Source organism: Pectobacterium sp. 1950-15 (genome assembly GCF_037136835.1).
GTDB lineage: Bacteria > Pseudomonadota > Gammaproteobacteria > Enterobacterales > Enterobacteriaceae > Pectobacterium.
On the sequence record NZ_JBBBQR010000009.1, the window covers coordinates 18420 to 37560 of the forward strand.

Sequence of the window (19141 nt, forward strand, 5' to 3'; positions counted from 1 at the left end):
TGCTTCAACGAGTTCGACGCCAGCCGATAATCCAGGCAACAATTCCTGCTGCCATCAGCCCTGCGGGAACCATATCGGCTTCAACACGACTGATCAGTAACAACGTACCACTGATTAGCAACGTTGCGCCAATACCCAAAAGATATCGTGACTGCCCTTGACGCGCTTGCTGCGTTTTCAACTCATAGGCCAGTTGATCGACGCTGTGCTTTAACATCTTATGCTGACGCAGCCCGTCATAAAACAATTCAGGCACTTCCGGCAGTTTCTCAGCCCAGAACGGCGCCTTTTCTTTGAGCGCACGGAAAACCGCAGGCAAACCGACCTGTTGCTTCAGCCAGGTTTCCAGAAACGGCTTAGCGGTTTTCCACAGATCGAGCTGCGGATAAAGCTGCCGGCCAACGCCTTCAATATACAGCAGCGTTTTTTGCAGCAACACCAGCTGGGGCTGTACTTCCATGTTGAAGCGACGCGCCGTATTAAACAAATTCAATAATACATGGCCGAACGAAATTTCCGCCAACGGCTTCTCGAAGATCGGCTCACAGACCGTACGAATAGCAAATTCAAAATCGGCAACATTGGTATCCGCAGGCACCCAGCCCGAATCCACATGCAGTTCGGCGACTTTACGATAATCACGGTTGAAGAAGGCGATGAAATTCTCGGCCAGATAGCGCTTATCTTCTTTATTCAACGAGCCGACGATACCACAGTCAATGCCGATATATTGTGGATCTTCCGGGTGCTCGTAGCTGATAAAGATATTGCCGGGATGCATATCCGCATGGAAGAAACTGTCGCGGAATACCTGCGTGAAGAAAACCTGAACGCCGCGTTCTGCCAGCAGCTTCATATCCGTTCCATTGGCTTTCAGCGCGTCGACATCAGAAACAGGAATACCGTAGATACGCTCCATCACCAACATGCCTTCGCTGCAATAATCCGAATAAATTTCCGGTACATACAGCATCGGGCTGTTCTCAAAATTCCGTCGCAATTGGATGGCATTGGCTGCTTCCCGCAGCAAGTTCAGCTCATCAAGCAACGTTTTTTCGTATTCCAGCACTACTTCGCGTGGCCGCAGGCGGCGACCATCCGGTAACAGGCGAGGCAACCAGCCAGCCAGCCGTTTCATCAGGCGCATATCCGCTTTGATGACCGGCAAGATATCTGGGCGGATCACCTTGATAACGATCTCTTTTCCCGTACTTTTCAGACAGGCGGTATGCACCTGTGCAATTGAGGCAGAAGCCAGCGGTTTAATGTCAAAATCATCAAACCACTCTTCAAGAGGAATCCCCCCCATCGACAGCTCAATTTGCTCACGTGCCAGCTTGCCATCAAACGGCTCAACCTTATCCTGCAACATCGCCAATTGATCGGCGATGGCCGGTGGGAAGAGATCGCGGCGCGTAGACATCATTTGCCCGAACTTAATCCACACGGGCCCCAGTTCCTGAAGCGCCAAACGCAGACGTTCCCCTAAAGGCATGTTGCGGTGACGATTGGGTAACCAGAACAGCAGACGACGGCCCGCACGCAGCGGAAACGTCAGGCGCATTTTAGGAATGAGTTCGTCCAGACCATAGCTCAACAGCACACGCACAATGCTGTAAAGGCGGCGTAATTCACTGGGCGTCATCGTAAAGCCTCCAGCTTCGCCAGCCGTTCGGACAACGTATCGGCGGATTTATCCAGCGCAACAATTTCCTCATGGAACCAGGCATTTTCCAGTTTTCCTGGAGCCAGTCGCCACTCTTCCGTTAACGTTTCGGACAGGAAATGTTGCTGCTGATGTAATGACCGTCTCAGGAAACTCAGGGTTTTCTGTGCCGTCTGGCTAAGACCTTGAGCAACAATATCGCCCAGATAGGGAGACAGCCATTCCGCGGGATCGAACTCCGCTAAATCAACCAGCACAATCAACTGTTGAACAACTTGAATATCGCCTTCAATCACCAGTTCGCCGCTGCGCATCAGCGACGATAGCTGTTGGCGATCGCGTAATTTCATCAGAACCGGAACGCGTGTTTTCAGGCTGCAATCTGCTGGCTCTTCCCATTGGCTGATCACGTCCAGACGCTGTTCGTTAAACACCAGCACCAAGGGCACATCCAGTTCAGCCAGCTCGATCTGAAGTGTTTTCCCCTGTAAGCGCTGGCGGGCAGACTTCATGCTTCGATCGCAAGAAACCGTATCGTGAAAAAGCAGCTGATTCAGCGCGGTTTCCAGCGTAGCAGTCAGAAAAGACGTTATCAGCATTGGCGTTTCCAATCAGAATTTAAACCCACGATGCAGTGCAACGATTCCACCGGTGAGGTTGAAATAGTTAACACTGTCAAAACCGGCGTCGCTCATCATCCCTTTCAGCGTTTCCTGATCGGGATGCATGCGGATGGATTCCGCCAAATAGCGGTAGCTCCCGGCATCACTCGCCACGGCTTCGCCAATCCTCGGCAGGATATGAAATGAATACGCATCGTAAACGGTGCTCAGCTGCTTAATTATCGGCTTGGAAAATTCCAGCACCAGCAACCGACCACCCGGTTTCAGAACACGGTACATTGAACGCAACGCTTTGTTTTTGTCCGTCACGTTGCGCAGACCAAAGGAGATAGTAATGCAGTCAAAGAAGTCATCAGGGAACGGCAGCGCTTCTGCATTGGCCTGCACGTAGTTGATGTTGTCGATAATGCCTTTGTTACGCAGTTTCTCACGGCCTACTTTCAGCATTGAGGCGTTGATGTCAGCCAGAATGACTTCACCGCCTTCGCCAACCATACGGGAGAATTTGGCAGTTAAATCCCCTGTTCCTCCGGCCAGATCCAGAACACGCTGGTTACGTCTTACGCCACTGCATTCGATGGTGAAACGCTTCCAGATACGGTGAATGCCAAAGGACATCAGGTCATTCATCAAGTCATACTTTGCTGCTACAGAATGAAAAACTTCAGCCACCATGACTTCTTTTTCATCCCTGGCGACAGTCCGAAAACCAAAGTCGGCCGTATTCTCCTGCTCACTTGCCATCTTATCCGCCTACTATTTCAGTCAAATTTCGGGTCTACCCATTTATGGTGAGAGTGTACCAGACCCGGATAAAAACCCCACTGCACTAATTTCTTTCGCATAGCATGGTGCCAAGCCCGCGAAATCCATACCGATTTAGTACGAGTTAGTACGGGTAGCGGAGGGGGTTTCTGCTGCGTCACCCTCCGCTTTCACAGGTGGTGAAACACTGTCGGGTGCGACAGAACCCGGTAATTCATCGCGTTCAGCGTGCTCATGGGCCGTCGCTTTTTCGGCCAATGACGGGCTGATGGTGCGTTTAATTTCGACCCCCAGCGCGCGGAACCCCTCAGCCTGGCCAATAAGGTTACCACGCCCAGAGGAAAGTTTATTCATTGCCTGGCGATAAGTGCCCTGCGCTTTATCCAGACTCTGCCCCATCGCTTCCATATCATCGACGAACAGCCGCAGTTTATCGTACAGCCGTGATGCTTTCTCAGCGATGTGCTGTGCGTTGCGGCTCTGTTGTTCATAGCGCCATAGGTTGTTGATGGTACGCAGCGCCACCAGCAGCGTGGTCGGGCTGACCAGCATAATATTGTGCTTTAGCGCCTCGTTGATCAATTCGGGCTGGCGATCGATAGCAACCAGAAAAGCGGGCTCGACTGGGATAAACATCAGCACGTAATCTAGCGAACGCAGCCCCGGAAGCTGCTGGTAATCTTTGCTGCTCAGTTGCCGAATATGGCTACGTACCGAGAGCAAATGTTCGTTCAGCGCCGCATTACGTTCGATGTCATCATCACTATTGAAATAGCGTTCATAGGCCACCAGCGACATCTTGGCATCGATCACAACATCTTTGCCCTGCGGTAAACGAACAATGACATCCGGCTGCAGGCGGCTATTTGCCCCCGTTTGCACGCTGACCTGCGTTTGATACTCATACCCCTCACGCAGGCCGGAGGCTTCCAGCACGCGGCTTAGTACCACTTCGCCCCAGTTCCCCTGCGTTTTATTATCGCCCTTCAGCGCTTTCGTCAGGTTGATGGCTTCGTGTGCCATCTGCGCGTTCAGCTGTTGCAGATTGCGGATTTCATGCGCCAGCGTGTGACGCTCACGCGCTTCCGCCCCAAAGCTGTCCTGAACCTGACGGCGAAAACCATCAAGCTGCTCACGCAGCGGCATCAGCAGCTTATCCAAACTCTGTTTATTTTGTTCATCCACTTTGCGGCCGCTGTGTTCAAAAATCCGGTTCGCCAGATTCTCAAACTGCGTCGTCAACCGCTGTTCGCTATTTGCTAACAACCGCTGCTTTTCTTCCGCCGCCATACGGGTTTCTTCCAGCCGAATGGTGACTTCCCGTAGTTCTGCTTCCTGTGCGCTGTTTATTTCACGCAGCGTTCGCAGCTCCTGATTTAGCTGCACGCACTCTGCGCGAAGCTCACCCAACTGTTGCAGCTTTTCGTGGCTGGCAGAGAGCTGAGCATGAACCGTGCGCAGTTCCAACTCGTTTTGCCGCAGCCGCTGTTCATCCTGCTGCTTGACCTGCTGCTGTTCGCTGAGCGACTGCTGAGTCTGCTGTAACGTCTGTGCCAGCAACCGCTGTTCGGTGTCATGCTGCGACAGCTTCTGCTGATGAATCAGGCTGGCAATCAACCACCCGATCAGTAGCCCTACCGCGCCGCCGCCCAGACCATAAAATATGCTGATATCCACTTTGCCTCCGCAGGCCTTTCACGCTGTCGGTCAAGGTAAAATGATACTGTATGGATGTCCAGAAACAATTCTGATGGGGAGTAGGTTGAGCAGAAAAATGCGAGCCGCATTCCATATGAAAATGGATAGATGATAATTTGCAGAAGAATCAGAGGGGTAACCCTGAAATTCCCCCAACGTGAAACATTAACGTTGGGGGAAAGAGAGGCACAACTTAGGCTAAGCGCTGTTTCGCATCACTAATCGCTTTAGCGACCTGCTGCGGTGACACGCCACCTTGTGCTGCACGCTTATCCAGACAGGATTGCAACGCCAGAATCGGGTAGACATCCTCGCCAATCACGGCGCTGAATTTTTGCAGATCGGCCAGCGGCAACGCTTCCAGCGCTTTACCCTGACGAATGGCTTCAACTACCGCTTCACCCACGATATGGTGCGCTTCACGGAACGGAACGCCTTTCGCGACCAGATAGTCTGCCAGCTCTGTCGAGTTCGCGTAGCCTTGCTCAGCCGCTTCTTTACAGCGCGGACGTTTAACCTGAATGCCTTCCAGCACCAGACCCGCCATCATCAGGCAGTCGTGCCAGGTATCCAGCGCGTCAAACAGCCCTTCTTTGTCTTCCTGCATGTCTTTGTTATACGCCAGCGGCAAGCCTTTAAGCGTCATCATCATGCCGGTCAACGCACCCTGTACGCGGCCACATTTACCGCGAATCAGCTCCAGCGCATCCGGGTTTTTCTTCTGCGGCATCAGGGAAGAACCGGATGTCACACGGTCAGACAGCTCAACGAACGCGGCTTCACCACTGTTGAAGAAGATCAGATCTTCGGCAAAACGCGACAGGTGGATCATGCCGATCGAAGCATCAGACAGCAGTTCCAGCACATGATCGCGATCGGAAACCGTATCCAGACTGTTACGCGTGGCCGAGGCAAATCCCAGCCAGCCCGCCAGTTGCTCACGGTCGATCGGATAAGCCGTTCCCGCCAGCGCGCCACAGCCCAGCGGACTGACATCCAGACGCTTCAGCGTATCTTCCAGACGACTTTCATCACGTGCCAGCATTTCATGGTAGGCCAGACACCAGTGTGCAAACGTCACCGGCTGTGCGCGCTGCAAATGGGTGTAGCCCGGCATCACCGCATCCTGATTCGCTTCCGCCGTCGTGACCAGCGCCTGACGCAGCTGGCGTACCGATAGCAGCAGCTCTGCAATCTGCGCTTTGCACCACAGTTTCAGGTCGGTCGCGACCTGATCGTTACGGCTACGACCGGTATGCAGTTTTTTACCTAAATCGCCGACTTTCTCAATCAGGCGCTGTTCAACCCAGCTGTGAATGTCTTCTGCATCGCTTTGCAGGATCATCTCAGGGTCAGCCTGTACCTCAACCAGCAACGCATTCAGCGCCTGTTCCAGTTGCTGCTGCTCCTGCTCGCTGAGCACATTGACCGTCACCAGCGCTTTCGACCAGCCGATCGAGCCAACGATGTCCTGTTCCGCCAGACGGTAATCAAACCGCAGTGAGTCATTAAATTGTTTAAAACGCTGATCTGCTGCCTGACTAAACCGACCGCCCCACAAAGCCATAACGATTACTCCCAGAATTTAATTCATGTTGGTATCGCATCATGCCATACCCAGAAACGACTTACGCCAGAATACGTGTACCAATCGCCACGCCGTTGAACAGCGCAGGTAGCTGCTCGGCATGACGCCAGCTGGCGATATCAACCGGACGCCCCAGCGCACGCGCGGCATCCAGCGCGGCGTTGACCTTAACAATCATGCCGTCGGTAATAATGCCCTGAGCAATCAGCTGTTCGGCTTTTTCCGCCGTCATTTCGGCAATACGCTGACCTTTACCGTCCAGAATGCCGCTCACATCAGACAGCAGGATTAAATCCGCGCCCAGCGTTTGTGCCAGCGCCGTCGCCGCCTGATCGGCGTTGACGTTCATCAGGTCGCCCTGCGCCGTAATCCCGATAGAGCTGACAACAGGCAGATAACCCGCAGACAGCAGCGTGTTCAGCAGCGCAGGCGATCCCGCTTCCGCTTTACCTACAAAGCCTAGCGCTTCGTCTAACTGCGTGACCGTCGTGCTGCCGCCATCGCCCAGACACAGGCCAACCGCGTTGATGTCATGCTTCTTCGCCCATGACAGCAGCGTTTTGTTAGCAGACCCCGCCAGCGCACCGGTGATGATATCGATCTGATCGGCTGGCGTGACGCGCAGGCCATTTTTCTTCACAACAGGCAGAGACAGCTTTTTCATCAGGTCATCCACCAGACAGCCGCCGCCGTGCACAATCACCAGCGGACGCTGATGTTCCTGACGGTAAGCCACCAGCGCGGTGAACAGACGCTCCAGCGCTTCTTCGCTATCCAGTAAAACGCCACCTAACTTGATAATTAACGGATTCATTATGCTTCACGCCTCGAAATGTCGGGACCAGTAGTCATTAAATTAACGATTGGGTTTCAGGGAAACCAAAACGAATGTTCATGCATTGCACAGCCTGTGCCGCAGCACCTTTCAGCAGGTTATCTTCGGTCGCCACGACGATCAGGTGCTCACCGTCAACGGAGAAACCGATATCGCAGAACGGCAGGCCGACAACGGATTTCAGCGCCGGAACGCCCTTATCATACAGACGTACCAGTGGCTTATCGTGATAGGCATTGTGGTAGGCTTCGGCGACATCCTGCTGCGTAACGCCCGGTTGCAGACGGCAGGTGATGGTTTCCAGAATACCGCGAGCGAAGTTGCCCAAATGCGGCGTGAAGATCACTGGCGTGCCGAGGTGCGTTGAAATTTCAGGCTCATGGCGGTGGTTGAAAATACCGTACGGTTGAAAGCTGACTTCGCAGAAGCTGTTGGTCATCGACGCTTTACGTCCCGCCCCGCTCACGCCGCTCACCGCGTTAATCACCGGCCACTGCGCCGGGTTCAGCAGTTGTGCGTCCAGCAACGGCTTCAGCGCCAGCTGCGCGGCCGTTGGATAACAGCCCGGCACGGCAATCAGCTGTGCCTGTTTGACGCTTTCAGCACGCCATTCAGCCAGCCCATAAACCGCTTTTGCCAGCCAGTCAGGGTGCTGATGCTCAAAGCCATAGTAGCGACGATAAAATTCGGCATCCTGTACGCGAAACGCGCCGGACAAATCAAAAACGGTGCAGCCTGCCGCCAGAAAAACCGGGGCCAGATCGTGGCTGACTTTGTGGTCGGTCGCCAGAAAAACGACATCCACGCCTTTCGCTGCTTCTTCAGCATCGGTCAGCGGTTTTACCGGCACATCAATGATACCTTTGAGCTGCGGATGTAAATCAGAAATCAATTTTCCTGCATCGACACTTTGCGCAGAAACCATCAAAGCGGTTATGTTCATCTGTGGGTGACGGTTCAGGTAGAGCGCAAGCTCAGCGCCGGTATAACCACTTGCACCAACAATCAGCGTATTCAGCATGGGATCCGTATACCTTCTTATTTATCTATGGAACAGGTAACAGGGCTCACCAGCGTCTGTACGCAGTTCACCCGCGAAGCTCAGTGAAAGTGACGAATCGCCATCGCCGTACCTTTGGGTTTCCTTTCACCGCGCGTTATTGTATTTTTATTCACAATAAATGCATGAATATTGATACTATCCTAACCAGAGGCTGTCAACAGTGAAGATGAATTTACCCCCTTTTATTGAGCTATATCGGGCACTAATCGCTACACCGTCCATCAGTGCCACCGACAGCGCGCTCGATCAAAGTAATCAGACGTTAATCAACCTGCTGGCAGGCTGGTTCGGCGATCTCGGCTTCCATGTTGAAGTCCAACCGGTTCCCGGCACTCTCAATAAATTTAATATGCTCGCGCGGATTGGTGAAGGAAAAGGCGGTTTATTGTTGGCGGGACATACCGATACCGTCCCGTTCGACGACGGCCGCTGGACGCGCGACCCTTTCACGCTGACCGAACACGACAATAAGCTGTACGGTCTGGGTACGGCGGATATGAAAGGGTTCTTTGCCTTTATTCTGGATGCGTTACGCGATATCGATCCAACCAAGCTGACAAAGCCACTCTATATTTTGGCGACAGCGGATGAAGAAACGACGATGGCCGGCGCCAAATATTTCTCCGAATCTACGCAGATTCGCCCGGACTGCGCCATCATCGGCGAACCGACCTCGTTGCAGCCAGTGCGGGCGCACAAAGGCCATATGTCCAACGCGATCCGTATTCAGGGACAGTCCGGCCATTCCAGCGATCCTTCACGCGGCGTGAACGCGATTGAGCTGATGCATGAGGCAATTTCCCACCTGCTGGTGCTGCGCAACACCCTACAGGAACGCTATCACAACCCGATTTTCCACATTCCTCACCCCACCATGAATCTCGGCCACATTCACGGCGGCGATGCTGCTAACCGCATCTGCGGCTGCTGTGAACTGCATATGGATATCCGTCCGCTGCCTGGCATCACGCTTAACGACCTGGACGGACTGCTGTCAGAAGCACTTGAGCCCGTCAGCCAGCGCTGGCCGGGTCGGTTGACCATTAGCGAACTGCACCCGCCGATTCCCGGCTATGAATGCCCGCCCGATCACCGTCTGGTATCGGTCGTGGAGAACCTGCTGGGAACGAAAACGGAAATCGTGAACTACTGCACCGAAGCGCCGTTTATTCAGACGCTGTGCCCGACGCTGGTTCTGGGGCCGGGATCGATCGAACAGGCGCACCAGCCGGATGAATACATTGATACCAAGTTTATCAAACCAACGCGGGAGCTGATTTCGCAGGTGATTCATCACTTCTGCCACCATTGATCCGACGCAAACGGCCTTGTCAGCTACGCTGGCAGGGCTATTTTGAGACAATCCATGAAAAAGAAAGATTTCATCGCGCAGGATTTACTGAGCAAAATCTATCAGCATACCGACCCACTGCCGGAAAAGCTGCCGCCGGAACGTCAGTTGGCGGAGGAATACGGTGTGTCACGCTTCACTATCCGCCAGGCGCTGGAAAAGCTCGCCAGTATTGGTGCGATCCATATGGTGCAAGGCTCAGGTAACTTCATTAATCAGGGCGTACGCAGCAACCCGTTGGTGTACAACTCGATTACCGAAAAGAAATTTAATCAGATTTCATCCCGCTTGCTTAGTCTACATAAGCGCCTGCCGAACCGAGAGGAGCAGCAGGTATTTGCTATCAGTGATAAAGAGTTTATCTGGGAATTCAGTCGATTACGTTATGTCGATAACCGTAAGGTGCAGATCGAAATATCGAAAATGCCAGCCGCAGATTTCCCAGAGATGAATCAGAAGATTATTGAAGGTTCTATTCAGCAGTATGTGCTCAGCAAGGGCTATGCGATTTCACACTACCTGACACATTATCAGGCAGTGAACGTCACCAAAGCTCAGGCTGAGCTGCTGGACTGCAAGAAAGGCACGGCCGCGATGCATATTCTCAATCGCGGCATTTTACAGGGCGGTCGCGTGTACGAATCGAGCGATATCATCGACATCAACTACACCTGTACCTACGTTATCCCCTTAAACCTCGATAACCTCACCTTCCGCCAGTCGCCGTAACGCTGACTTAGGGCGTATGCATCGTGCCATCAGGCAGGCGGCTCTGTGTCCATTCGTGCGGACGATAGACGACGGGGAACTGCCGCGCCGCGTCCAGATCGATCCCAACGCCGATACCGGGGCGCTCAATCGGATACAGATAGCCATTCTCCGGTTCTACCGCCTGCGGGAAGACCTTACGGGTATTTTCCGGGTAAGCGACAAACTCCTGAATGGCGGCATTGTGCAGGTGGATATTGAGGTGAATGTTGACCGCCGCGCCGATAGGCGTCATATCCGGTGGGCAATGCCACGCCAGCCGAACGCCAAAGTTCTGACAGAACGCGCCCAGCTTCAGCGCAGGTGTAATCCCGCCAATCTGTGAGACATGGCAGCGAATGAAATCAATCTGCCGGTTAATTACCAGATTCTGCCACTCGGCAGGATTATTAAATAGCTCCCCAGTCGCCAGCGGCACCGCGCTCTGGCTGCGGATCTGCGCCAGCCACTCGTTTTGCGCAGGCGGCAAAATATCTTCGATGAAATAGGGACGATAGGCTTCTACTGCTTTGGCGAACTGCACGGCCTGATTCGGGAACAGACGCTCATGGACATCATGCAGAATGTGGAAGCGATCGCCATATTTCTCGCGCAGCGCACGGAACATGGCGATCGTGTTAGCCATGTACTGATCCTGATCGTAATAGGCTCCCTCCGTTGGCTGGCGCGTACTGTGCAGCGCGTCAGGATTGCCACCATAGAACCCCAACTGGCAGCGAATATGACGGTAACCCTGCGCATACAGCCGTTCCACGTCCTGATACAGCCCATCCAGCGTATCGCTGGCAGCATGACTGTAGGCCGCGATCGCATCGCGGGATTTCCCACCAAACAGGTGATAGAGCGGCATATCCGCCAGCTTGCCCTTGATGTCCCACAGCGCCATATCGACGCCCGCCACCGCATTGTTGATCACCGGCCCGTTACGCCAGTAGGCGTTAACCATCATCATGTGCCACAGATCTTCGATATGGTTAGCATCTCGTCCGAGCAGAAGCGGTTTGAGGTACTCGTCGACCATCGCTTTTACGGCCAGCGGTCGCTGCTGGAAGGTCGCACAGCCATAACCCGTGACGCCTTTATCTGTACGAACCACCACCGTCACTAAATTATGGCGGTCAGGGCGGGTAACAAGACATTCAATGTCAGTAATGATTGTCGGTAACAAAAAAATATCCTCCGACGCATTTTCCGGAATAGCGCTAGCCGGCAAAAATGCAGTCTAAAAATCAGTTTCTTTTTTGTTTTCTACTTATTTTTTCTTTTATTGTAAACCTCTTCTTTAAAAGAATTATTTTGGTTTGAAAAAGCCATCTAATTGATAAAAAAACCAGACCAATTATTGAATAATTGCAATAAATACCCCCTTATAGACTAATCATGTGATGAATCTCATGTTTTATTGGTTTGTTTTTTATTTTTTAAGATTTTACTATCTGAGGAAATAATTCGGCCAAAAATAACATAAGGTCATGTTGGGGGTTTATTCCATGGGAAAAAATGATGTTATTCAGTCAATCATTAAACTGGTTGGCGGAAACGAAAACATTAATAAAGCCTGGCACTGTATGACACGGCTTCGGTTTGATTTAATTGATGAAAGTAAAGTGCAAACCGAGGCGATCAAAAATCTGCCCGGCATATTAGGTGCGCAACACCAAAGCGAGCAATTTCAAATTATTATCGGGCCACAGGTCAACGAGTATTACGAACTGCTGAGCGCACAGCTTTCGCCTACAACGACATCGCAGTCAGACGTGCAGAAGCAGAAGAAGGGGCTGATTTCGCTGTTCATGGATACGGTTTCCGGTGTGTTCGGCCCAATCGTTCCCGCCATCGCTGGCGCAGGGATGATCAAAGGGCTGCTGGCAGGGCTGATTGCCTTGAAAGTGGTCTCTGCCAAAACCGATACCGTGATCGTCCTCGATCTGATCGCCAGCGGTGTGTTCTATTTCTTACCTTTCTTCCTCGCCATCTCCGCAGCCAGGATATTTAAAACAAGCGAATATCTGGCAGCGGCCGTTGCAGCCTGCCTGATGTACCCGTCGTTGATAGAAGCGGCGAAGGCACTAGCCAGCAATAGCCCTAATGCGGTCAGCGCCTTTTACTTCATCGGTGTGCTGCCTATTCCGGTGTTCAACTATGCCGCCAGCGTCATCCCGGTGATCTTCTCCGTGCTGGCACTGAGCTATATCCATCGTTGGGTCGACCGAATCATGCCTTCGGTGCTGAAAACCGTGTTTACCCCAACGCTGACGCTGTTTATCGCCGCACTGGTGTCGCTCACGGTGATCGGGCCATTCGGGATCTACCTCGGTAAACTGCTGGCACTGTTTATTCAGAGCCTGTTCGATGTGTCGTCTATTTTTGCTGGTTTCGTGGTCGGTGCGATTCGGCCTGTCGCGATTCTGACTGGCATGCATCACGCGATGACGCCCATTGCGCTGCAAAATTTCAGCAATCAGGGCTTTGATATGCTGATGCCAATGATGTGTATGGCTAACATGGCGATTGCAGGTTCCACCTTTGCCATCTACTTCCATGCCAAAACCCGTCAGGACAAATCTGTCGTGCTGTCTGCTGGGGTGTCTGCGCTGCTCGGTATTACCGAACCTGCACTCTTCGGCGTCCTGACCAAGTATAAAAAAGCATTTATCTCCGCGACTATTGCCAGCTCCATCGCCTCGGCCTTTATCGCGTACTTCGGTGTCCGGCTGTATGGCTACATCTTGTCGAGTATTTTCAGCCTGCCAGCCTACATCGGCCCGTACTTTAGCTACGCCGTTTCCGGCATGGCCATCGCCATCGTGCTTTCCTTCACGCTGACCTACATCTTGGTTGTCAGAGCTTCCAAACAGTCGTAACCGCACTCGCGGGGCCGTTGCGCCCCGCCATCCCCCCTCCGCGATACTCTAAATAATTCGAGTTTCAGGACAAAACGTTAGCGTTTTGAACAACGCAAAGCGTTGGCCCGCAGGGTGAGGCTCATTTATGCGCCTCGTAACGCGGCAAGCGAAGGACAAATTCGTCGGGAACGAATTTGACCAGCCAACGGCTGGCCTTCGGTGAGAGACCGGATGTCTCTCATTTCATCCCGATGAGCTTACTCAGGTAAGTGATTCGGGTGACTGACAAATCTGCCAGAGGCAGATTTGAACGCTGCTTGCAGCGGCCCCAACGGGGTGAGACACACGCTAGTGGGCCGAGTATCGTCGCCAACGCACATGCAACTTGAAGTATGACGAGTATATTAGTTAGCCTAATATCCGCGCCCCTGTAATTAAATTTCACAAATTGCCAAGCCCGCCTCAATGCAAGTACAAAGAATAAGGAGAAGAAAGAATCGTCAATTGACGAACCCGCCTTATCGTGGCTAGATGGAGGCAGTGCGTCAAAATATGTCAAGTGAAATAAACTTACAAAAATGGTAGGGGTGGGTCAGGGTAACTATGAACGAACAATATTCCGCAATGCGCAGTAACGTCAGTATGCTCGGCAAACTGCTCGGCGACACCATCAAGGAAGCGCTGGGTGAAAATATCCTTGATAAAGTCGAAACAATCCGCAAGTTGTCAAAGTCTTCTCGTGCAGGTAATGAAAAACATCGTCAGGAGTTGCTGACCACGCTGCAAAACCTGTCTAACGATGAACTGTTGCCCGTTGCCCGCGCATTCAGCCAGTTCCTTAACCTGACCAATACCGCTGAGCAATATCATACGATTTCACCGCACGGTGAGGCAGCGAGCAACCCGGCACAGCTTTCCAGCGCCTTTGAACGCCTGAAGGAAAGCAAAGATCTGACCGAACGCGATATCCGCGATGCCGTGGAGTCACTGTCAATCGAACTGGTGCTGACCGCACACCCGACCGAAATTACCCGCCGGACGCTGATCCACAAGCTGGTGGAAGTGAATACCTGCCTCAAGCAGCTCGACCATAACGACCTGGCTGATTATGAACGTAATCAGATCATGCGTCGTCTGCGCCAGCTGATCGCGCAGTCCTGGCACACCGATGAAATCCGTAAAATTCGTCCTACCCCGGTAGATGAAGCCAAATGGGGCTTCGCCGTGGTGGAAAACAGCCTGTGGGAAGGCGTGCCCGCGTTTTTACGCGAGCTGGATGAGCAGTTGGAGCAGGCTTTCGGCTACCGTCTGCCTGTTGATGCCGTTCCGGTGCGCTTTACCTCCTGGATGGGCGGCGACCGCGACGGTAACCCGAACGTGACGGCAGAAGTGACTCGCCATGTGCTGCTACTCAGCCGCTGGAAAGCCGCCGATCTGTTCCTGCGTGATATTCAGGTGCTGGTTTCCGAGCTGTCGATGTCCGAATGTACGCCGGAGCTGTTGGAACTGGCCGGTGGTAGCGAAGTGCAGGAACCGTACCGCGCCATCATGAAATCACTGCGTTCGCAGTTGAGCAGTACGCTGAGCTACCTGGAAGCGCGCTTAACGGGTGAAGAACGTCTGCCCCCTAAAGATCTGCTGATTACCAACGAACAGCTTTGGGAGCCGCTCCACGCCTGCTACCAATCACTGAAAACCTGCGGCATGGGTATCATCGCCGACGGTCGCCTGCTGGATACGCTGCGCCGCGTACGCTGCTTCGGCGTGCCTTTGGTCCGCATCGATGTCCGTCAGGAAAGCACCCGCCACACCGAAGCGCTGGCTGAGATTACCCGTTATCTGGGTCTGGGCGACTACGAAAGCTGGTCAGAGTCCGACAAGCAAGCCTTCCTGATCCGTGAACTGAGCTCCAAGCGCCCGCTTCTGCCACGTTACTGGGAACCCAGTGCGGATACCAAAGAAGTGCTGGATACCTGTCGGGTCATCGCCAAAGCGCCGCAGGGCTCTATCGCCGCTTACGTTATTTCAATGGCGCGCACGCCTTCCGACGTGCTGGCCGTTCACCTGCTGCTCAAAGAGGCGGGCTGCCCGTTTGCCCTGCCAGTCGCGCCGCTGTTTGAAACGCTGGACGACCTGAACAACGCCGATGATGTCATGACGCAATTGCTGAGCATCGACTGGTATCGCGGCTTTATTCAGGGCAAGCAGATGGTCATGATCGGCTATTCCGACTCCGCGAAAGACGCGGGCGTGATGGCTGCCTCCTGGGCGCAGTACCGTGCACAGGACGCGCTGATCAAAACCTGTGAGAAAGCGGGTATCGCACTGACGCTGTTCCACGGACGCGGCGGTTCCATCGGTCGCGGTGGCGCACCAGCTCATGCTGCGCTGCTGTCACAACCGCCGGGTAGCCTGAAAGGCGGCCTGCGTGTGACCGAACAGGGCGAGATGATCCGCTTTAAATACGGCCTGCCGGAAGTCACCATCAGCAGTCTGGCGCTGTATACCGGTGCGATTCTGGAAGCGAACCTGCTGCCACCGCCGGAACCAAAACAGGAATGGCACGAGGTGATGGATGAGCTGTCCCGCGTGTCCTGTGATATGTACCGTGGATACGTGCGTGAGAACCCGGATTTCGTTCCTTACTTCCGCGCCGCAACGCCGGAGCTGGAACTGGGCAAACTGCCGCTGGGTTCACGTCCGGCCAAACGTCGTCCGAACGGCGGCGTAGAAAGCCTGCGTGCTATCCCATGGATTTTCGCCTGGACGCAGAACCGTCTGATGCTGCCAGCCTGGCTCGGCGCGGGTGCCGCGTTGCAGAAAGTGGTGGATGACGGTAAACAGGAACAGCTGGAAGAGATGTGCCGCGACTGGCCGTTCTTCTCAACGCGTATCGGTATGCTGGAGATGGTATTCGCCAAAGCCGACCTGTGGCTGGCAGAGTATTACGATCAGCGTCTGGTCGAAGAGAAGCTGTGGCCGTTAGGGCAACAGCTGCGCGATCAGTTGGCCGCCGATATCAACATCGTGCTGGCGATCTCTAACGACGATCACCTGATGGCGGATCTGCCGTGGATCGCCGAGTCGATCGCCTTGCGTAACGTCTACACCGATCCCCTGAACGTGTTGCAGGCCGAGTTGCTGCACCGTTCACGTCAGCAGGAAAAACCGGATGCCGATCTGGAACTGGCGCTGATGGTCACCATCGCCGGTGTTGCAGCGGGTATGCGTAATACGGGTTAATCACCCAAACAGCAAAGCTACACACAGCAAAACTATACACAACAAAACAAAGGCCGGTCAGTTGACCGGCCTAAAACAAAACCTTACGCCAGATATTTATCCTGCAAATAGTTCCGCGCACGATTATCCAGCCCGTATTCCACCTCAAGCCAGCTATCGATCGAACCGTGTCGTTCGTAGATAGCCTGCAACGCCGTCACGATGAACTCTTCCTGCACCGACAGCACATAAGAGAACTGTCCCAGCGCTTTCTCATTCAGCGTTGCCGACAAATGCGTCAACAGTTGCTGGCGAAATGGCGTCAGCGTTGTTTCCGTAAGCAGGTAATCTTCCATTACCGTCTGTTCATCCGCACCCAGCGCAAACATCACCAATGCCGAACCGATACCCGTGCGATCTTTACCCACGGCGCAGTGCTGTACCAACCCGCCCTCATCTGGCCGTAATAGCAGCGACACCAGCTGTTTATAAGCTGAATTATTGAAAGGCAAACGGCGATAAAGCTCCAACATAAACGCCCGGGAATCAAACGCCGCCAGCACATCAGAGCCCAGCGAGTCCAGATTGGCCGTCACTTCGTGGCGCAATGGGTTGGCTGGGTAAGCGTGATAATTAGCCCCCGTCCACAATACATCGGGCTTCTGCGCAATTTCATCAGCATCCCGATAATCCACCACGTGAGAAATCGGCACGCCAGCAAGGTGTTCGCAGTCAGCCTGACTCAGCAGATCCAGCGAGCCGGAGCGAAAAAGTTTACCGTGTCGGATAAGCCGCCCATCAGCAGCACGGTTACCGCCTAAATCACGGAAGTTGATTCCGCCGTCCAGCGGTAATAAAGAGGGATGAAGCAACGTTGGTTCGGTCATACATCTCCTTGCGAGGTTGAAAGGCGAGCAAGGCAACCGTATTACACACGCAGAGCGCGTCGCAGGTTAACCCAATAAACCAGAACAAGTGATTAGGATAAAGGCTGGTCTCTGCGATGACCAGCCCAAAATAACATCAACTTTTGTGCTTATTCAGCCGCTAACAAACGGCGTGTGGCATCCAGCAACACCTTGATCACGGTGGTTTCAGCCAGCTTCATGGTCGCCGCATCCGGGATTTCCTGCTGGGTACGGTTCACGATTACGCCCGCAATCATGCCCGCTTTTAACCCCTGACTGGCGCACATGGTCAGTAGCGTGGCAGATTCCATTTCGTAGTTCAGCACGCCCATGCTCTGCCACTCTTCCATCGAGCCGCGGAAGCGACGCACAACGCGTCCAGAGAAAGTGTCATAGCGCTCCTGACCCGGGTAGAACGTATCGGAAGACGCCGTGATGCCCACGTGCAACGCCGCCCCCGACGCCTTCGCCGCGTCCACCAGCGCAGTGGTACAGCCGAAATCAGCCACGGCCGGGAATTCCATCGGCGCGAAGTGCAGGCTTGCACCGTCAAGACGGACAGCGGCGGTGGTCACCAACACATCACCCACATTGATACCAGACTGAATCGCCCCTGTTGTACCAACGCGCAGGAAAGTACGAATGCCGAGCTGTGCCAACTCTTCTACCGCGATGGACGTTGATGGGCCGCCAATACCGGTCGAGCAAACAATAACCGCCTTGCCGTCCAGTTCCGCACGCCAGGACGTAAATTCACGGTGTGATGCCAGATGTACCGGGTTATCCATCAGGCGAGCAATTTTTTCGACACGCTCAGGATCGCCGGGCACGATCGCCAGCGTCGCGCCCTGTAAATCGTTCTTGACCAGACCAAGATGGAACACATCAGATGTAGACATAACTGCCTCCCGGGCAATCAATTGGGTATTCAGAGAAATCGCGCTGGACGTCCCATAAACGCAGCCTGTAGGCGTCCGTTCAATAAAAAGACTCTAGCGCATCACTACATTTTTTTAAGTGACGAGAATCACCGATAAAAAAGAAACAAACATCAACATACATAAAATATGTGATGTGAATCACAATTTATCAGGTGAGAAATTCGCTTTTGCCGATTAATTGTCTTCTAGTGTAGATTCTTTAGCCTTACCGGTTACCACAACGAACCAAACTCGATACTTTCCGGTTCAATCATTTCCAAGAAGGCATTACATACCGCTTGCCCCTGCCACGATGCACAAATCGCTTCTGCACACGGTTGACTGTCGGCAAAGGCAAGATCAATAAAGACGCCATTATCCAAACTGACTAAATGCTGGCTTTTCCAGCCCGGCTGAAGTGAAAGGTGACGTTCTACCATCTGATTATAGGCCTGGCGCATGTCACTCTCCTGAACCCCCTGCTTGAGACGAAATCGCCCTATTTCGATACCGCCTCTGCTTGTTACCGACGGTGCGTCCGCCATGTGGACGGTGTAGTGCCCCATGCTGTGCAACGCACTGACCGAAGATCTGAAACAGGAAAATTCCGGTTGGCTTTCAACCGCTTTTGCCGCAGCCTGTGCTGCGTCAAGACTATTCCACACCACAAGATCGACACGCTCGGTGGAAATATCGATGCCTGAAAATGCGATCCAGTCGATAAACCCAGGGAAATGCTTTAACAGACGTTGTGCCGATGCGCGCGCTGCATCGGCCCCTTGCTGGGTTTTTACCGTGTAAGTGACTATTTCGTAACATGGGGTAGCCATGATGAACTCCGTTATCAGGATGATATGAAGTCTGAATCGTATTACACCACCCTGACAG

15 protein-coding genes are annotated in these 19141 nt (G+C 53.4%); 4 read left to right on the top strand and 11 right to left on the bottom strand.

From position 1 onward, the window contains the following. Positions 1-4: 4 nt before the first annotated feature. The 7 genes from ubiB to argC all read right to left on the bottom strand — a co-directional run bounded on the left by ubiB (position 5) and on the right by argC (position 8196). Positions 5-1645: a ubiquinone biosynthesis regulatory protein kinase UbiB gene (gene ubiB, locus WCT94_RS11720; protein WP_336869705.1), complete on the bottom strand. Its 1641-nt coding sequence runs from the start codon at positions 1643-1645 to the stop codon at positions 5-7. Continuing rightward, the gene (ubiJ, locus tag WCT94_RS11725) at positions 1642-2265 is read right to left on the bottom strand and encodes a ubiquinone biosynthesis protein UbiJ (protein WP_336869706.1); all 624 of its coding nucleotides are present in this window, start codon (positions 2263-2265) and stop codon (positions 1642-1644) included. The genes ubiB and ubiJ overlap by 4 nt, the downstream gene beginning before the upstream one ends. Before the next feature lie 12 nt (positions 2266-2277). Then, positions 2278-3033 (bottom strand): bifunctional demethylmenaquinone methyltransferase/2-methoxy-6-polyprenyl-1,4-benzoquinol methylase UbiE, encoded by a 756-nt coding sequence (gene ubiE, locus WCT94_RS11730; protein WP_102116977.1) that lies wholly within the window; start codon positions 3031-3033, stop codon positions 2278-2280. 135 nt (positions 3034-3168) lie between these two features. Beyond that, entirely contained in the window at positions 3169-4731 is a 1563-nt protein-coding gene (gene rmuC, locus WCT94_RS11735; RefSeq protein ID WP_336869707.1) for a DNA recombination protein RmuC, read from the bottom strand. A gap of 214 nt (positions 4732-4945) precedes the next feature. Further along, the gene (argH, locus tag WCT94_RS11740; RefSeq protein WP_039278778.1) at positions 4946-6319 is read right to left on the bottom strand and encodes an argininosuccinate lyase; all 1374 of its coding nucleotides are present in this window, start codon (positions 6317-6319) and stop codon (positions 4946-4948) included. Positions 6320-6380: 61 nt separating this feature from the next. Then, positions 6381-7154, bottom strand: coding sequence for an acetylglutamate kinase (gene argB / locus WCT94_RS11745; protein WP_015842151.1), 774 nt, complete (start codon positions 7152-7154; stop codon positions 6381-6383). Between the two features lie 37 nt (positions 7155-7191). Continuing rightward, a complete protein-coding gene (gene argC / locus WCT94_RS11750; protein WP_015842152.1) occupies positions 7192-8196 on the bottom strand; it encodes an N-acetyl-gamma-glutamyl-phosphate reductase in 1005 nt (334 codons plus the stop codon). Between the two features lie 202 nt (positions 8197-8398). Between argC and argE the strand changes: the two genes are divergently transcribed. Together argE and WCT94_RS11760 are read left to right on the top strand one after the other, a co-directional pair. Further along, positions 8399-9550, top strand: coding sequence for an acetylornithine deacetylase (gene argE, locus WCT94_RS11755; protein WP_336869708.1), 1152 nt, complete (start codon positions 8399-8401; stop codon positions 9548-9550). Between the two features lie 54 nt (positions 9551-9604). Further along, positions 9605-10318: a GntR family transcriptional regulator gene (locus WCT94_RS11760; RefSeq protein WP_015842154.1), complete on the top strand. Its 714-nt coding sequence runs from the start codon at positions 9605-9607 to the stop codon at positions 10316-10318. 7 nt (positions 10319-10325) lie between these two features. Here WCT94_RS11760 and WCT94_RS11765 read toward each other — a convergent pair whose 3' ends face one another. Next, entirely contained in the window at positions 10326-11525 is a 1200-nt protein-coding gene (locus tag WCT94_RS11765; protein WP_336869709.1) for a starvation-sensing protein RspA, read from the bottom strand. Between the two features lie 322 nt (positions 11526-11847). On the opposite strand from WCT94_RS11765, the gene WCT94_RS11770 reads away from it, so the two are divergent. After that, positions 11848-13221 (top strand): PTS transporter subunit EIIC, encoded by a 1374-nt coding sequence (locus WCT94_RS11770; RefSeq protein WP_336869710.1) that lies wholly within the window; start codon positions 11848-11850, stop codon positions 13219-13221. A 585-nt stretch (positions 13222-13806) separates the two neighbouring features. Beyond that, positions 13807-16446, top strand: coding sequence for a phosphoenolpyruvate carboxylase (gene ppc / locus WCT94_RS11775; protein WP_336869711.1), 2640 nt, complete (start codon positions 13807-13809; stop codon positions 16444-16446). A gap of 83 nt (positions 16447-16529) precedes the next feature. Here ppc and WCT94_RS11780 read toward each other — a convergent pair whose 3' ends face one another. The 3 genes from WCT94_RS11780 to WCT94_RS11790 all read right to left on the bottom strand — a co-directional run bounded on the left by WCT94_RS11780 (position 16530) and on the right by WCT94_RS11790 (position 19083). Next, a complete protein-coding gene (locus WCT94_RS11780; protein ID WP_039285206.1) occupies positions 16530-17312 on the bottom strand; it encodes a tyrosine-protein phosphatase in 783 nt (260 codons plus the stop codon). Between the two features lie 149 nt (positions 17313-17461). Continuing rightward, on the bottom strand, positions 17462-18232 hold the full coding sequence (udp, locus tag WCT94_RS11785) for a uridine phosphorylase (protein ID WP_015842159.1): 771 nt from the start codon (positions 18230-18232) through the stop codon (positions 17462-17464). Positions 18233-18486: 254 nt separating this feature from the next. Beyond that, complete coding sequence (locus WCT94_RS11790) at positions 18487-19083, bottom strand: hypothetical protein (RefSeq protein WP_336869712.1); 597 nt, start codon at positions 19081-19083, stop codon at positions 18487-18489. Positions 19084-19141: the final 58 nt, after the last annotated feature.